The sequence below is a fragment of the Ehrlichia ruminantium str. Welgevonden genome (assembly GCF_000026005.1).
Taxonomy (GTDB): domain Bacteria; phylum Pseudomonadota; class Alphaproteobacteria; order Rickettsiales; family Anaplasmataceae; genus Ehrlichia; species Ehrlichia ruminantium.
In genome coordinates, this window is sequence record NC_005295.2 from 879,151 (window position 1) to 898,308 (window position 19,158).

The following is a 19,158-nucleotide window of genomic DNA, read 5'->3' on the forward strand; positions in this document are numbered from 1 at the left end:
ACTCAATATTTTATATTAAACAATATATATGTACACACTTTTATATTATGATTACATAATTGATGCTTATGTGATATAATTCGGATGTATACTAAATATAGGACACAAAGCCGTCCATATTTCTAGCTACCCAATATTATAATCACCTAAGATTAAAATACCTACTTAAACCATTACAATAAACAAACATATTCTATGGTAACATCAATGACATTTTATGAAACAAGATTCCCAGAAGATATTTCTTATGGATCAACTGGCGGTCCAGAATTTACAACAAGTATTATAGAAACAAATAACGGTTATGAATACCGCAAAATCAATATATCATATCCACGCAATAAGTATAACATAATGTATAGTGTAAAATCAGAAGAAGAATTATTAAAACTAATCAATTTTTTTTACATTCATAAAGGCAAAGCGATTGGATTTCGGTTTAAAGATTGGGCGGATTACAAAGCAATACAACAAAAAATTGGTATAGGAGATAATCATCAAACAACTTTTCAGTTAGTCAAAACATACAAAGTTGACCAATTCTCATATATACGTACAATTACAAAGCCAGTAATAAACACAGTAAAAATTTATTATAACGATTCTATCAAAAATAATGGATTCTCTGTTAATTTATCTAATGGACAAATAAAATTTGATATAGCACCAAAGGATGGAATAGAAATATTCGCAGATTATGAATTTGATGTTCCAGTAAGATTTGACTCAGACTATCTACCATATTCTATAGACAACTACAAGCAGTATAATTGTAACAATATCACACTAATAGAAGTGAAAACTTAAAAAACCACCTTATATAATAACTTATCTTCAGAAACACGTTCAGTAATAATTCAATATATACTTATTTACTATTGTAAAACACCATAAGACTACCATAGTTTCTAATTATATACTTATTTGATATTAATCTCATAAATTACACACAGTACAACTAAACTACACAATTATTACTGCAAAATAGAGACTTATTATAACCAAAAAAATCACCAACAATTTATAATATATCAAATATCAAATGAGTTTTTATTTACTATAAAGCCAGTAATCAAACATTTTATAAATAGAAAAATACTCTTAAATATAAATAAATATTATGATCTAAATCTTATTAAGCAATAATCAATACAAAAATTTAATAAGTAATATTCTTATTAAATTCTCCCGATTATCTTAATAGGCAATTGCAACACTGCATTTAATACAATTTACTCACATATATAATTACATGAATTTTTAAAACAGTCTCTTACCTTTTACAAAAAGTCAGTTGCATAGATATTTTATCAATAGAAAAACTATTTTAAAGATTCATTAAACATAATGATCTAAATTTTATTGATTAACAATTAATATAAAAAATAATTTTTTTATTCACATAATAATTTAACTATCCATTGTTTAGCCCAAATATATACCTTATATTTATACAACTACGATAATAATGTATATATACTTCACACATTAAAAATAAAAAAATAACATAAACAACAAACAAAAGCATTTACAGACTAATAATATTATAAATCATTATTTGAAAAATACATTATTGCTTTATGCTTAGCTTAACATAATAAAAATACTATATCACTACCTAACAAATTACTATGAACTAAATTTTCTATTCTTTTATTGTAATTTTATAATGATAAATTTTAATATCCAGTATAACTAACCACTTTCTCATATATACGTCAAAACAAAATATTACATATCCATTGATACTTAAACAATTACTTTTCGTATTAACATCCAACTACCTAAAGCTACACAATTAATATAAAAAAATTATATGCAATCATTGATTATCTAAAATGGATTTTATTGTACTTTCTAATTTTCTTATATCATCTTCTATGTTTGCTATCTCACTAGGATCAGTAAGCTTTGATTTTTTATCTTTTAAAGATACAAGTAATTGTTCAAGATCTCTTACCATAGATTCAATATCTTCTTTTGAAAGTTTTCTTTTACCACGTTTCTTAGATTCAGTATCTTCAAAGAATTTATCAAAAGATTCTGATAGCCCTGTAGATATCTGTTTTGCATATTGATTTACTAAAATTTTAACACCAGACATAATTTTTGGTAAAGAAGTTTTCTTTGTTTTATTAGATGTTGATGTACCTTTTTTCTCTTTAGCATTATCTTTACTATCTGTAGACTCTGTTTTCTTAGCCGTACTACTTTTCTTACTTACAGCATCCTTTTCTTCAGATTTTAACGACTTAGGAATATGAATAGACTGTGCACCTTCTAGACCCATTTTTTCTTGCAACTTGAATTCCTTACCACTATCAACTTGATGGACAGCAGCTAATCCCTCTGACATATCATCAGTAACAACAGAAGCTTTTTTCATTCCATGCCCTTCAGTTACTGACTCCTCAGGCATATCTTTAACTGCAAGCTCTTCTGTTAATTCCACCTTAGACTCTTCTGCTTCCAAATCATTCTCTAATGTATCATTAGATCCTTTTTCCACATCTGCACTATCACCATCACTATCTACTTCATCAACTTCTGTACCTTCATCAGAAGAAGTATCATGTCCCTCTTCTTCAGATTCTTCCACATCACGTTTACTATCTTCATCTAGTACACTTGTAGATTCTTCTTCTGTGCTACCTTCTTGAGCAGGCTCTACTATATCTGGTTTTTCACTAACCTCTTTATCTACACTAGTATCTTCAGCATTACTATCTCTTTCAGATTCTCCTACCTTATCTTGTTCTTCCATTGATGTTTGATCAAGTTGACTATCTTCACTACTTTCCTTATCAATACTTTCACTAGAAGCAGCACTGTCACTGTGTTCTTCTGTTACATCTACTACACCTTCACTTTCATTACTTTCCACTTCAACTGCTTCAGGTTTTGTTTCACTACCTTCTTGAGCAGGTTCTACTATATCTGGTTTTCCACTAACCTCTTTATCTACACTAGCATCTTCAGCATTACTATCTCTTTCAGATTCTCCTACCTTATCTTGTTCTTCCATTGATGTTTGATCAAGTTGACTATCTTCACTACTTTCCTTATCAATATTTCCACTAGAAGCAGCACTGTCACTGTGTTCTTCTGTTACACTTACTACACCTTCACTTTCATTACTTTCCACTTCAACTGCTTCAGGTTTTGTTTCACTACCTTCTTGAGCAGGTTCTACTATATCTGGTTTTCCACTAACTTCTTTACCATCTATACTAGCATCTTCAGCATTACTATCTCTTTCAGATTCTCCTACCTTATCTTGTTCTTCCATTGATGTTTGATCAAGTTGACTATCTTCACTACTTTCCTTATCAATACTTTCACTAGAAGCAGCACTGTCACTGTGTTCTTCTGTTACATTTACTACACCTTCACTTTCATTACCTTCCACTTCAACTGCTTCAGGTTTTGTTCCACTATCTTCCGGAGCAGGCTCTACTATATCTGGTTTTTCACTAACCTCTTTATCTACACTAGTATCTTCAGCATTACTATCTCTTTCAAATTCTTCTACCTTATCTTGTTCTTCCATTGACGTTTGATCAAGTTGACTATCTTCACTACTTTCCTTATCAATACTTTCACTAGAAGCAGCACTGTCACTGTGTTCTTCTGTTACATTTACTACACCTTCACTTTCATTACCTTCCACTTCAACTGCTTCAGGTTTTGTTCCACTATCTTCCGGAGCAGGCTCTACTATATCTGGTTTTTCACTAACCTCTTTATCTACACTAGTATCTTCAGCATTACTATCTCTTTCAAATTCTCCTACCTTATCTTGTTCTTCCATTGATGTTTGATCAAGTTGACTATCTTCACTACTTTCCTTATCAATACTTTCACTAGAAGCAGCACTGTCACTGTGTTCTTCTGTTACATTTACTACACCTTCACTTTCATTACCTTCCACTTCAACTGCTTCAGGTTTTGTTTCACTACCTTCTTGAACAGGCTCTACATTTCCTACTGCAACACCAGGCAATCCTAATTCAAGAGAAGCCACATCTAAAACTTCATTATCAGTAGCATAATAAGTATTTGCCTGTAACTCAGGTTCTAATACTTGATCATCACTTTCTGAACCTCTTGACTCAGTACCATCTGAACTCTCTGAACTAGATAATTCAGAAGCAGTGTCTTGATATTGATCAGATAGCACATTAACAGAAGAATTACCTTCTGCATTCATATCAATTAATTCTTGATCTGAAGTTTGAGGAACATCCAGTTCCTTCCCAAACGCATCAGAAGTGTGATCTACATCTGGTATACTTTCTATTGTATCTTTATGATCAACTAACTCTTTACTTTCTTCGAATTCATTACTAGATTTCTCATCAATAAAATCAGTACTTTCTTGTGTATCATGAGATAAAGGATCTGTATCAAGAAGGCTATCAAAATTTTCATGTCCTAATAACACATTTTCATCACTAGCTACTGATTCTCTATCATGATCACTAGTACTAGCATACGATTCATTTTCACTGATTAATGTTTGATCAAAGATTGCCTCTAAATCTTCAGATTGTGAAGAAGTTTCCCCCTGTGAAACACCTGTAGAACTAATATCAGATAATCCATCTCCAGATAATTCTACATCTAACGCACTTGGTTGTGTAGTATCACTAGGTGATGTAACTGCTTCGCTTCTATCAACTTGTACTTCATCTTGTACATGTACACCAGTTTCACTAGATAATTGCTGCTCAGAAGTTGCTCCTAAAACATTCAATTCTATTTCTTCAGATTGTGGAGAAGTTTCCCCTTGTGAAACACCTGTAGAACTAATATCAGATAATCCATCTCCAGATAATTCTACATCTAACGTACTTGGTTGTGTAGTATCACTAGGTGATGTAACTGCTTCGCTTCTCTCAACTTGTACTCCATCTTGTACATATACACCAACTTCATCAGATAATTGCTGCTCAGAAGTTGCTCCCAAAACATTTAATTCTATTTCTTCAGATTGTGGAGAAGTTTCCCCTTGTGAAACACCTGTGGAACTAATATTAGATAATCCATCTCCAGGTAATTCTACATCTAACGCACTTGATTGTGTAGTATCACTAGGTGATGTAACTGCTTCGCTTCTATCAACTTGTACTTCATCTTGTACATGTACACCAGTTTCACTAGATAATTGCTGCTCAGGAGTTGCTCCTAAAACATTTAATTCTATTTCTTCAGATTGTGGAGAAGTTTCCCCTTGTGAAACACCTGTGGAACTAATATTAGATAATCCATCTCCAGGTAATTCTACATCTAATGCACTTGGTTGTGTAGTATCACTAGGTGATGTAACTGCTTCGCTTCTCTCAACTTGTACTCCATCTTGTACATATACACCAACTTCACTAGATAATTGCTGCTCAGGAGAAGTTTCCCCTTGTGAAACACCTGTGGAACTAATCTCAGATACTCTATCTCCAGATAATTCTACATCTAACGCACTTGGTTGTGTAGTATCACTAGGTGATGTAACTGCTTCGCTTCTATCAACTTGTACTTCATCTTGTACATGTACACCAGTTTCACTAGATAATGACTGCCCAGAACTTGTTCCTAAAACATTTAATTCTATTACTTCGTGTGGTATAGTTTCCTCTTTTAAAGCACTTGCAGAAATAAAATCAGATATCTCATCTCTCCCGACATCTAGCATACTTGATTGTGCAGCAGCATTACTATGTAATATATCTTGTCCTGTATCTGGAACAGAAGCACTAGATATTTGTGCTGTACCATCTAATCTAGAAATATCATCAATATTTAATCTAGAATAATCAGTCGCTGATAAATCAGAGGAATGTTGAACAGCCATATGAGAATTAGCATAATCTTGCGTTACTTGCTCAAAATCATGACCTAAATGCTTATGTAAAGCACTATCTAGCCTATCAATATCATAATTAATATTTATCAATGCAGTTTCATCTTTAGTATTTTCACGCATTGTTTTAAGTTGTTCCCTTGCTTCAAGAGCATCTGCTAAATTATCCTTACCTACACGTACATTTCCAGCATCATCTAATAAAGAGTGCTGATTTTGTAATTCTAACCTAGTAATAGGACCAGAACTACCTACTACGCCGCCAGCATAGCCTTTAGCAACAGCAGCATCACCTATTACATTACCAGCATAATTTGTATCATAAGAATCACCTCTCACATTACCAGTATCAGTTCTTGCAATAGAATGAGGCTCACCTCTTACATTCCCTTCATAATTTTTACTACCAGGAGAGCTAGAATCACCTACTAAATTTTTAGCATCATTTTTAACAAAAGGATTAGAATCATCTTCTTTCTGTTTCGGTATATAAGGACTAGGCTTATGTTGTTCAGGCCCCAATATATGTGCCTTTAAACTATCCAATGCAGCCTTACGATCCTGAACCATATTATGAATTAGTCCACCACTCCTACTACCTAACATTTTTCCAGCAGCATACCCACCTAAATATTTCATTGCACTCAGTGGAGAAAATCCTAGGTGAGCTCCTATGAAAGCACGAGCATAATTTAGCTGCTTAAAGTTTGAACTGTGCCTTCTATCATATTCACCATATGAAGATGTCAATCCACCAGCAACTTTACCAGTAAATTTAACAGCATGTCCTAACACAGGAACTTTCTGTAACATATTTAAAGGCCTACGTGCTGTTTCCGTTATATAGTTACCTACTAATAATTTATACGAATCTAAACCTCCATCGATTGTTTTAAATACCTTACCCACAACAGGAATACTTGAAAAAGTCTTTAGGAATCCTTCCTCATACATACTTGCAATAGTTTGTGACATCATACTACCACCTGCTAGAGATACAGCAACACTTTGTACAAAAGCACGCATTTGCCATATCAGTAATGCAGCAAGGAATAAAGAACCAACTTCAGACCACAAAATTAAATCTCCAGCACGTATTCCTTGAATTAAAGCATAATCATACTGTTCATTTAATTTTTCTTGACTAGTAGGAGTAATAGCAGCTCCATCGATAACATTATCAATAACAGATCTAATTATTTGTGACTTAAAACTTTGATCACCATACTTATCCAATTCACTTTTACCAGCATCCTTATCTTTTTTAATTCTGTCATCTATAATCTTCAATACTTTATTTTGACTATCAGAGGTTATTGTCTTATTTTTCACCAATTTCTCTAACTCAGTCTTTATATCAGCAACCAACCTAGCAACTATATATTTTTTATCAGTAGTTAGTAGCGCATTAACAAGATGCGACAATTCTTTGAAAGGACTATCTTTTGCAACATTAACACCATGTGGATTACTATCACTTTCAGTATCTGGATCAAGGAACGGATAATCTATATACCTAAAATCCTTATACTTGTGATCAGGAGGAACACTAATATATCCACCTCCACCAGTAAACTTATATCTTGCATTACCAGACATTTTTATATCATCTGGATCATCACTAGAAGCTTTCTTATCACTAACGTTAAAATCTGAAGTTATTCCAATAACTTTTGGATCATACATCTGACCTGGAGTCCACCCAAATAAACTTTTATCTACTAAACATCCAACTCTACCAAATAAACAAATTTTTACTTTCATCCATTCATTATAACATACCGTAAATCCAAAAATACGGTAATAATAATTCATAATAAGTGTCCCAAATAATGAAATCAAAGTAAATATTAATATTGCCTGCAACGAGAAACTTATACATTGTGTTAACCAACCATCAAATAAGCTCTTAAATTGAGAAAAAAGAATACCTAACAATAACAATGGCATTAACCCTACTAGAAAGGTAATACCAACAAACGCTGTGAGATATATAACAAAACCATATATGCACAATGCAATATAAATCAGAACAGCAATAACAATTACCAATACAGCAAATATTGAAGAAAAATTGGCAACAATCAATGCTCTGATTTTTATTTTCCAAATCACTGGAGAAAAAATCTTATCCCTAATCATTATATCCATAAAAGAAAATGGTGCTTGAGGATTATAATCACCTGTATAGCTATTAATCATAGCAATAATTTGATCTGTACCATGAATGAATAAACGAAGTAAATGGTTATAAAAGAAATCCCAACTATTAGGAGAAATTAACAATAACATTAAAGATATTTTCAATAACCTAACAATAATATCAGCAAACGGAGTACGAACAATACCTAGAATATAAGCAAGTGAACCAAATATTAAAAATAAAGTTAATAAACTAAAAACAAAATTCTTAAATACCGGATTCTTAACTATATTTTTAAAAAGGTCTTCTCCCGCTTTATCTAACCTACCTCTAACTTCCTTTCTAACCCATTCAAATGCAGAAAATTCTTGTTCAGCTTTTATCCCATCAATAAAAGTAACTGTATACCCACCAACATTATCATAATAATTTCTATCCAAGATTTTTATATATATTTTCCATCCTGGTTTTAATTCAACATCTTTACAAGAAGAATCCTTAATTTTCTTACTACTAGTAGAAATACCATGAGTACCTGCTAATTCTAATGGTTTATATCCTATATGCATAACAGGAGAAGTTGGATATCTCATATTAGTAATCGTTTCATTTGGTTCAGGATCTTCTGGTCTTTTGAATAATAGGTACGCACCATAACCATTTCTAAACCAACAAGGTGGACCATATGTTCCTGTCTCTAAATTGTCTTGAACTCCGGAAATCATTTCACATGATACTTTACATTGATTTGTACCATTAGAAAACGTCTTCTCTATTTTTTTATAAGGACCACAAACTCTATCAACTGCCAAGATAGCATTATAACGATCTACATCATCATCTCCATAATCTGTAGTATTTTTTTGAACTTCAGTTACATTATTACTTTTCTTGGCCCATGAAGTCCACATTCCTTCAGCCCTTAATACAATCGGATGACCATTTGTTACATATCCAGTATATTTCCACCGCACTACTTGATTATCTTCAACAGAATTTCCTAAAGCCTTATTGTCAGACATAAAATTTTCAGAAGTAGGATCAAAATATGCAGATACAGAAGTTGTCCTGCCTTCAGTAAATACATCAGCTGGTACACATCTAGGCACCGGATGCTGATTTGATTCACATGCAGTCATCAATAAAAGTAACAATAATTTTATAAAATGATTTTTAATAAAATTATACATATAACAACATCCAACCGTTACTCATCCTTTTTCTTACCACGCCTTTTCACCTGTGATCTTTCATGAGATTCTGTTTCCACATCTATAGCTGATTGATGGCCGGCAATTTTTTCTTTCACACTAGAATATTCATCCATATATAGTCTTCTTTTTTGAGGACCATCTAAGAAATTAATATCACGTTTACCTCTCTTCTTACCAACACCTTCACTTTCACTAGATGAATCATCAACAGCACTTGATGCTTTACTTTCTGCATCCTGCATATCATTTGTATTATTATTTTCATCAACAGTAGTATTAGTATTAAGGTTCTTATCATCTGAGTCATTCTCTGAAGTATTACTTTCTACATCACTACCTGAACCATTCGTTTCTCCTTCACTTACAGGACTATCAGAAGTACCATCAGTACTATCCATAGTATCAGTTCTGTCAGTTGTATTACTTTCCTCCCCTAGATCAGATTCATTTTGTTGTACACTTTCATCTTTATTATCATCATCACCAGGTGTTTTATCGTCAGTATTACTTCCAACTTCAGTAGTATTATCACCACTACTTTCTACATCACTCTCTGAAACATCAGATTCTCCTTCACTTACACTACTATCAGAAGTATCATCAGTACTATCCATAGTATCAGTTCTGTCAGTTGTATTACTTTCCTCCCCTAGATCAGATTCATTTTGTTGTACACTTTCATCCTTATTATCATCATCACCAGGTGTTTTATCGTCAGTATTACTTCCAACTTCAGTAGTATTATCACCACTACTTTCTACATCACTCTCTGAAACATCAGATTCTCCTTCACTTACACTACTATCAGAAGTATCATCAGTACTATCCTCACTATCTATAGTATCATGTCTATCAGCTGCATGACTTTCTTCTTCTACATTAGATCCATCTTGTTGTGCATTATCATTATCATTTTGATTTTCATTATCAGTAGGTACTTTATCTTCAGCACTACTACTTCCATCACGATCACCTATATCTGAATCATTACTACCTTGCATATCACCATCTCCAGTAGCAACACTTTCTTCTACTGTTTTACCATCAATATTATCTTGTGTACTATCATTCCTATTAGTGGTAGAACCTTCATCAGGTACATTATCACGAGTCTTAGTTGATCCATCATCCATTACATTTCCAGAAGTATCTTTTACACCATCACCATTATCTTTATAATGTGAAGAATCAGTATCTAACACTTGACCTTTAGTTGAATTTATTAACGTATCATCAACTGGACCATAGCGACTTCCTGAAGATACTTGATGTTTTTCATCACTATCAAAGTTTTCACCTGAAGATACACTACTACTACCTAATTTATCATGATCACCAGTAACTGGTCTATTACTACTATCATCACCATCTTTATTTAATGATTCCCCTTCATTAACAGGATTAGGATTAGCCCTACTTGAAATATTAACATCAGATTGGCCAGTAGACCTACGATTGGCCATAGCATTTTTAATAATACTTTGAGTTTCTTGATCAAGTCCTACTATCGACGCTAAAGACTGAGTTGCTGCATGCAAACTAGCACCGATACCAGCAACACTTCCTGAAATAGACTGAGAAATAGCTTCTGACATCCCTCTAAACGCCTTCATAGCATTTGCTGTAATAAGTAATATTAAAACCGACGTAATTCCAAAAGGAAGACCAAGAAACCCAATTCTACCATCTCTAGAATCTGATTCTCTAACTGCATCATCTATAGATAACTCACTTGCATAACCCACTGGTAACAATACAGGCATAACACAAACATCAGGCGGAGCACCTTTTTCAGTAACACTTGCAGGAAGACTTAGTCCAATAAAACACTGATTACAAACAGTAAATCCTGTTACATCATGCAGTACTGTTAACATTACCTGATTTAAAAATGCAAGAGCAGCAAATAAAATTATAGGCTGTAGTGAAAAATTCACTAACATTTTTATCCAAGAGTCAAATAATGTTTTTGTCAATTGAAACAAAAGAAAAGTTATAAAAATAGGAGCTAATGTAGCCAAAAATGCAATAGCAACAATAGTAAATAAATACGCTATAACTGCTTCAATTATACATACAAAAAATACAAACACAGCCCATATAATCATAGCAAATACAAGCCATCCTATTGGACCTGTAATTATTAATGTTAAGAACCTAATCCAAACTTCCCCTGTTAACAAAACGCCTATAGTTGGATCTAAAAATGCAAATGAATTATCTCCATCTAATTCTCCATTAAATGTAGATATGAGATCACTTACACCTTGCACAAATAAAGAGAAGAAATGACTACTAAAAAGCTCCCAACTATCTTGACTTAGTAAACCAACAACTACAGCTATTTTAGCAATACGAACTCCTAAATCATATTTAGTACATTTTACAACCCCTATAACATAACCCAATACCGTAAAAATGATATATAAAGTACATAATGCTTGCACTCCTCTCCATAATTTTCCAGAAGTAGTCTGATTAGTATAAATATGTTGTACTGCCCCTTTTGATTTAGTAGTACGAACAACATCCATTGCTTGAGATATACTACTAACTTTTTGATTATCAGGTAATCCATACAAGACTTTCAAAAGAAAATCTCTAATCATCACAAATGCTTTAGAGAAGTTAGGATTCCACCTATTAATAGCAAAATCAACAGTATATTTATTATCTGACTCAACACTTGGCATACTTCGATAATCAAATTGATCTTCATAACCTTGAACATCTACTCCTAAATAAATAGTACCGGATTTCTTTTGAGAGTTATCATCATTTATTGTATACGTCGCAGTCCCAGAAGTAGATTGTTTACCATCCTTACCTTTCTTTGGAACAAAAAGCTCAACAGTATTATTACTACCTGGCAACATAGTTGGAGGAGTATTTCCTATGTACATGTATAATTTCTTTCCATCTACAAAATTACACATACGTTCTACATGAATATTATATCCACCAGAATAACCTGCATATTGATTATACCCACCTATTATACCAAACTTTAATACAACAGGCTCATCAAACCCATAAGTATAGTTAACATTAGATTTTATGCTATTTTCTTCTACACTCTTTCCAAAAATAGCACTAATACATCTGAATCCTTGTGAATTAGACTCACTAGGAAAACAACGATGCAATGGCTCTCTACTTTTCCTATCTACTCTATTATCAAATAATCTAAAATATGCTGTCAACCCTACTATTATTTCTGTTTTAACATCTTTCTTCCATTCTTGCTTTGTCCAGTCTTTCTTCTCTAAATCCTCTTTTGTTGCATTTTTAAATTCTTGATCTGAATTGTTAGCAACACTACACTCACTACTACCTTCATTAAGAGTTAATATAGAAGATATTCTACTTTGTTGTGACAATGATTGATCAGATTTACACACTGTGCCACAAACACAATTAATATCATAAGTGGTAAAACTATTAAGAACATCTATAGTATCTTGTGTAACTTCTGATTTTATGATATTTCTTTCTTTTTGTTCTTTATAATATTTGAGAATATCAGCATCACTAGTACTTGTATTTACTATATGACTTATCATATTTTTCTTATTAAGTTCTTTAATAATCTCACATTGATCTTTTAACTTATCAATACTTTTCTGATTCTTAACTGTTCTAGCATCATAAATAAAAGGAGCTTCTATCCAATTTTTCTTGCTATCATTTGTATAAAATATTTTATTTCCACGAGGAGAATATCTATTATCAACTAATGCGGAAACTTCTGTTCCTTGTAGACGATTTATTGCTCCTGCTCCTTCTGTAAAATTTATACAAGCCTGTTCATCTCCTATCTTCATAGAAAAAGATTGTATCCCATTCTTGCATATATATTCAGCTTTTACAGGTTTACTACATTGATCATCTTCAAATATTTCATTATCAGAATAATATATAATACCTAAACCTTTTAACTCAGCACTACTACAACCTTTAACTTTTACTGTTCTAGGAACTAGATTAACCCTAAAAACATCACCTTTATTAAGACGAAATGTGCTTACAGTATGAACATCGGGTGCAAAAATCATCTGATCTACTTGTTGTTTCGTAGGTTGTTGTTTCTTAGATTGTTCCTGATTTCCTGTAACACCACGTTTAAAAATCACACTATCTATTAATTTTTGTTTTGCATTATCCTTAACCTGATTCTTAAAAGCTTCTCCACACACCTTCCTTATATGAAAATAAGTAGATTCATTTTGATACTCATCATCAGGAACGCCATACTGACATGAAATAGCCGGTACAATTATTTCTCGTGGATTAAAAGAATCCTTAGGACACAGATTCACAGACCCATTAATTGTTAAGTTGATTTTTTGATTCTCACTAACTCTTATCCCAGTATCAATCCAATTAGGATGTACCTTTCTATAATCTATGGTAGTTTCTTTTCCATTCTTCTCTTTTACCTTCTTTGTTATAATACTAACCTTTGCCACAGGCGGAACATCAACACTAACTGAAGTACTACTTACACCTTTACTACCTTCTATACAATTGATCCCACATCCAGTTATAAAACACAGCATCAATAATATAATACTATTCTTCATATTATTTACCAAAACTAGATGGAGGACTTTCAGGAATTGAGACACCACTACGTGATGACCGATTACCATCCTCTGCAGGTAATGGAGCAGCAAAAGAACTACGTTTACGTTCACCATCACTATTTTGATTATTTAGACTATTCATCTCATTATATCTCTGTCTTTGCATACGAGTATTTCTGTCCATACCAACTACCCCTAAAAGGCTTTCTTTTGCATTATCAGCAACTGAAGATAAATTAGCAAATGATCCAAAAATTGATGTACACATTTCACCAGAAGAACCAACAAAATGCTTAGTTGCATTTACCATAATAACAAATGCTATTATCTTAGTAATAGGAGCTGGTAATCCTATAAATATTAGTGAGTCACCATTTACTGAATCTCTCATATTATCAGAAAATGTTGAAAGAGGAGAAAATCCAGAAGGAAGAAGAAATTCAAGTAAACAGAAAGTTATCTTGATTATCCCTATATTAATTGTAGGATTAATAACACAAGCATCACATGATTCAAAATTAAACATAGCCTGTATTATACTATCTATTGTTTCTGTTAGTAGTGCAAAAGATGCAAATATTATAACAGGTTGCATGACAGTTTGAACTAAAGATTTTATCCATGCATCAAAAATTGCTTTTGTACGTTTAAATAAAATACAAATTATAAAAAATGGCGCTATACTAAGCAATAATCCTATAAGAACAATAGATATTAAGTAGGTGATAATTGCACCAGCAATAGTTAAAAACAAAACACATAATCCCCAAAATATCAGAGTTACACTCACCCATCCTATTGGTCCTGTAAAAAATAACGACAACATTTGCAGCCAGCTGCTAGATAAAGAGAATCTGTACAACATCATATCTAAAAATGCAAAACTTGTACTATTCTTAGATTCCTGACCTGTCAGGATATTAATTAGTTCTATAGGAGCATCAGTAAATAGTTTAAATAAGTGATTATGAAAAAAGTCCCAACTATTAGGACCAATAACATACATTACTATACCTATTTTTAATGTTATAACTAGTAGTTCAAAAATAGAAGATTTAGCAAATCCAACAAAATAAAACAATGCATTTATTAATATATACAAAACTAATAATGCTTTTACTATCTGAATAAAATGTGTATTTTTAATTAAGCTATCATATATTAAATGAACAGATCCAGAATTAGTAGCTGATGTACCATACAACCCCCTGTATAAACTATCTTTTAAAGTATTTACCATATAAGATATGATCTTAGGTATCCTTTTCTTTGCCACAACTGTTATATTAAAATAACCAGTGTTATTTTTATATCCATCTCCATTATCTTTGACACCAAAATACAATTCACCTGCTTTATTTTCTTTTGTTAAACTTACCGTTATATTTTTATCACTAGCAAAGTCAATTTTATGTGTACCTGAATCTCCTGGTTTACTATTAGGAACACCCTTAGATATTGTATAATATAAACTATCCTCAGCATAACCACTACAATCTCTCATAGCTTCAATAGTATATTTGCCTTTTAACGTAGCATCTTTTGGTGGTCGAATTTCTAAATAAAGCCCCTTATCTTGCCCACCATTTTTAATTTCTTTTGAAAATTTATAATTATAACCAGTTAATAACCCTACAGCATTGTTAAGAGTACTATCACTATTAACATTAGGTTTATTTTCATCATCTTTCCATTTTTTTATGACTCCATCAGACTCAAGAAAGTTATTTATGTCCTCATTATCATATAATAGATATACAAAACGCAACCCTGTATACTGTATATTATTCTTTATTACATTACATTGTGTACCATCAGTACAAGAACTTACATCTTGTTGCGTTGGTATATAATTCGCTTTCTCAATAACAAAACAATTCTTTTCATTTTCTTCATTTTTGTAATTACGAAAACCACATAAATTCCCACACAACATATTTACAGTATATGCATCATATAATCTCTTATATTTCTCTATTACGATATTTCTTTCATTACTGTCATCACCAGTATTTTTTATGTTATCATCTTTCTTACAAAGTAAGGACATCTCTTCAGAATTTATCTCTCTACTGCTTACATCAGTTATTTTATTATCTATTTTACTAACTAATTCATCATATACCTTATAATTAATATCATATAAAATCCTAGATGGAAAATTAATCCAATTTTCTTCCTCTTCTTTTCTTTCTTCTTTCTTTTTTAATGCACCATCAGTATATTCCAAATACATCATATTATTCATTTGACCATTATGTTTACCAAAAGGTATATAATGACGTTCTCCAAAATAAGTATCCATACACTTATCCTTATTTTGAACATAAACTCTAGGATCTTTATTATCACATATATCTTTATCAACAGTAAACTCAAACTCAGGCACTACTCTAAAGCTAAGTTTATCTTTTGGCATTATATTATTAAACCCCAAGTAAAACTTTTTTTTATCTCCACTTTTTTCATTACCATTAATAAAAACATTTATTGTTCTTTTGTCATTACTACAAAAATTAACATTTACTGTGCTTACACTAATATCTAAAGATTCTCTTCCAGCTAATATTAAATCTGATTTAACCCAAGTAATATGTTCTTTTTCTCCATCTTTTATTCCAGCTGCTACAACATTTGAATATTCATCGTATAACATATCTTGCGGCTTGATACACTTATGGTATCCACAGCTTGATAAAAGTAAAATACTGATTACTAAAATTACTCTCATCATAAAACCAGCTCTTTTACTTTAATAAACAACATAGCACTTAATATATCCCACTATATTACAAACTTTTAAAAAACTAAATAAACACACATTTTCATTATAAGTTTCCTTCTATTACTTCTTACCGACTATCAAAATACTCACGAAGAACTGTCTGACGCACCAGATGATCTAGAAGACCCAGAAGATATTTCATCCTTACCTCCATCTCCTCCAGATTTATTATTTCCTAATTTATTACTAATAGCATCCCTAGCCTTATTGAATCCAGCACCCTGTGCTTTAGCAGCAAGATTGACTGCAGAACCCATCATAGCTTTAGGACTTAACGATGCTCCAACATGACCAGCTCTTGGATCTCCTGCTAATTCAGCTGCAATATAAGAAATAGAAGATAAGAAATGATAAAATAAAAACCCTATTAACACCATCATTAAGAGTTTAGTCCATAACATCTCAGCTTCATGTTTAAAATCAGGAGCATAAGCATTAAACCCTAAAAATGCAGGTTGTGATAAAAACTTCATATTCCCAAACATACAAGCCAAGTTATAATCATATTTTGAACCATCACATTGATTTGGATTTTTTAATTTAAAAGTAATTCTTTTAGCATCAATAATTGTAACTTCATGCCTTTCAAACTCAAGATCCTCAAAATATAAATTATCAAACACAGTAAATAGCAACGCAAGAAAACCGAACAATATAACAGGATATAAACTATAAACCATTAACTGCCTAATCCACCCATCAAAAAACCCTTTCGTAGCTTGAAATAATACCATAGGAATCATAAGCGGAGAAATTAATATTAGTATAGTAAGGGCTATCAATGATAGTAAAAATATATATACTAACCATATTACAATAAACAACAACATTAATACGGCAAAAATTGCAACCAAACATAACATCATTTTGACATTAAATAACATAGTAGCAAAAAACATACCTGCTGTTATGAATAATCCAAGTAGTACAGTAGCAGGCCCACCAATTAATTGCTGCCCAAGATAAAATAGTATTCTACAGTCCAGCCTATCCCATGGAGCTATATATTTATATTTTTCATCATAATCTGACTCTTTATAATTACATATACTCTGTGTACCTCCTGCACTTAGCACAATATCAGATAGACCTATTGATAATTTTACCAACTGATCATAATAATGAGACATTGCATTACCCTGAGTAAAATACACTACTAAAGAAAACTTAATTACTAACATATATAATTCAGCTGGACTTTGTATTCCACCAAGAGCTGCTTTAATAGCAAATAATATTAGAGCTAATATTAAAACTGCCATAACAGCCTTTTTTAATTTTTCTTGAGCAACTTTTAAAAACCCAACTTTTTGACTCTTATTATCCCTACCAGCACTACATGTTCCGTTCAATATGTTATTCAATGAACCTTTTATACAAGCAACTATTGTAGAAGTTACAGGGAAAATAGACTTAACATAAGCACCAACCTTACCTGTACATGCATCATCTATATAACAACTATAACACTTAGAATTATCATAATCTATAATCTTACCAGTTTCTGACTTTATAGCTTCAGATTTATCACACATAGGTGCTGGTGGACCACCAGGTCGCATATGACAACCAATTTCAGCATGAGGCCATAAAGGTGCGCCCCCTCCCTTAACAGCATGTACACAAATCTTATCAGCTTTTTCTATTGCACGAAAAGTAATTGTATGAATGGTTTCTTCTTGACCAGCTCGTAAAACCTTACACTCAACAGATCCTTGTAAAGCATATTTTGCTCTTTTTATTTGAGAATCACCATAATCAGCTTCCCTTGGATAACTTCCAGACCTTAATAGAGCATCAATATCACCAGAAATAGCTTGCCCTATATTCTTTACCATAGTAAATGGATTACTAATACCTATCGGGTTACGATAACAAACTTCTATATAGGATGAACTAGATACTCGATTTTTAGGCCAACTATATTTGGTTGCCTTCTTAAATTTTCTAGAGTGACAAGTAGGTTCTTTATCTTTAGCAGCTTTTAAATTAAACGCATCAGTACCATCACGTTTTTTAGTAGCAATACACCTAAAATATTCTTCTTCTAATCCTATATCGTCATTAGCACATTTAGGATAACTCTCACCTTCAGGTTTCTCACACTCCTTATAATCACCTGCTTTAATATCGCCAGTATTCCCAGTTGTTATCTTTTTTGCATTCTTCACATCAAAATCATCAAATCGCATAACTGGATGACGTACAAATGCCCAATTACAAGCAAAAAAGGATGTAGCTCTTGTAATAGCTACTGCAATAGATGCAAATGCTGAACCCACCATAATCAAACCAATAATCCAATGCCCTGTTGCAAACACTGGAATACTTGCTATGATAAGTGCAATACCAGCAGTAAATCCTGCAATTCCAATATATTTAGTATGTTCATTTATTGCAGCACAAAGAGGATTACTAGCCAATGTTGTCCTATATACTGCTACTTTTTCACTTTCAGCTTCTACTGCAAAAGCAGGCTTAGCATACATAAAGTTAATATTGATTAAAAATAACATTAATATACATATTAACTTTTTACTAGCCTTTAGCATAATCAACTCTTTTACTAAAAA

Annotated in this window: 5 protein-coding genes; 1 reads left to right on the forward strand and 4 read right to left on the reverse strand. The window is 32.0% G+C overall.

Annotation, left to right across the window (positions count from 1 at the left end):
* The first annotated feature begins 207 nt into the window (after positions 1-207).
* On the forward strand, positions 208-807 hold the full coding sequence (locus ERUM_RS02835) for a DUF2460 domain-containing protein (protein ID WP_044148657.1): 600 nt from the start codon (positions 208-210) through the stop codon (positions 805-807).
* A gap of 1,015 nt (positions 808-1,822) precedes the next feature.
* Here ERUM_RS02835 and ERUM_RS02840 read toward each other — a convergent pair.
* The 4 genes from ERUM_RS02840 to ERUM_RS02855 form a co-directional block, all read right to left on the reverse strand.
* Positions 1,823-9,190 carry a type IV secretion system protein gene (locus tag ERUM_RS02840; RefSeq protein ID WP_011155201.1) on the reverse strand — a complete coding sequence of 2,456 codons (7,368 nt, stop codon included), beginning with the start codon at positions 9,188-9,190 and terminating at the stop codon, positions 1,823-1,825.
* 17 nt (positions 9,191-9,207) lie between these two features.
* Positions 9,208-13,797, reverse strand: a complete 4,590-nt coding sequence (locus ERUM_RS02845) for a type IV secretion system protein (protein ID WP_011155202.1) — start codon at positions 13,795-13,797, stop codon at positions 9,208-9,210.
* A 1-nt stretch (position 13,798) separates the two neighbouring features.
* Positions 13,799-16,534, reverse strand: coding sequence for a TrbL/VirB6 family protein (locus ERUM_RS02850; RefSeq protein WP_011155203.1), 2,736 nt, complete (start codon positions 16,532-16,534; stop codon positions 13,799-13,801).
* A gap of 137 nt (positions 16,535-16,671) precedes the next feature.
* Positions 16,672-19,137 carry a TrbL/VirB6 family protein gene (locus ERUM_RS02855; protein WP_011155204.1) on the reverse strand — a complete coding sequence of 822 codons (2,466 nt, stop codon included), beginning with the start codon at positions 19,135-19,137 and terminating at the stop codon, positions 16,672-16,674.
* Positions 19,138-19,158 lie beyond the last annotated feature (21 nt).

Bases quoted from the DNA above. Each gene is read 5' to 3' on its own strand.
- ERUM_RS02835 (WP_044148657.1), top strand. From the start codon at position 208: ATGACATTTTATGAAACAAGATTCCCAGAAGATATTTCTTATGGATCA.
- ERUM_RS02840 (WP_011155201.1), bottom strand. From the start codon at position 9,190: ATGTATAATTTTATTAAAAATCATTTTATAAAATTATTGTTACTTTTA.
- ERUM_RS02845 (WP_011155202.1), bottom strand. From the start codon at position 13,797: ATGAAGAATAGTATTATATTATTGATGCTGTGTTTTATAACTGGATGT.
- ERUM_RS02850 (WP_011155203.1), bottom strand. From the start codon at position 16,534: ATGATGAGAGTAATTTTAGTAATCAGTATTTTACTTTTATCAAGCTGT.
- ERUM_RS02855 (WP_011155204.1), bottom strand. From the start codon at position 19,137: ATGCTAAAGGCTAGTAAAAAGTTAATATGTATATTAATGTTATTTTTA.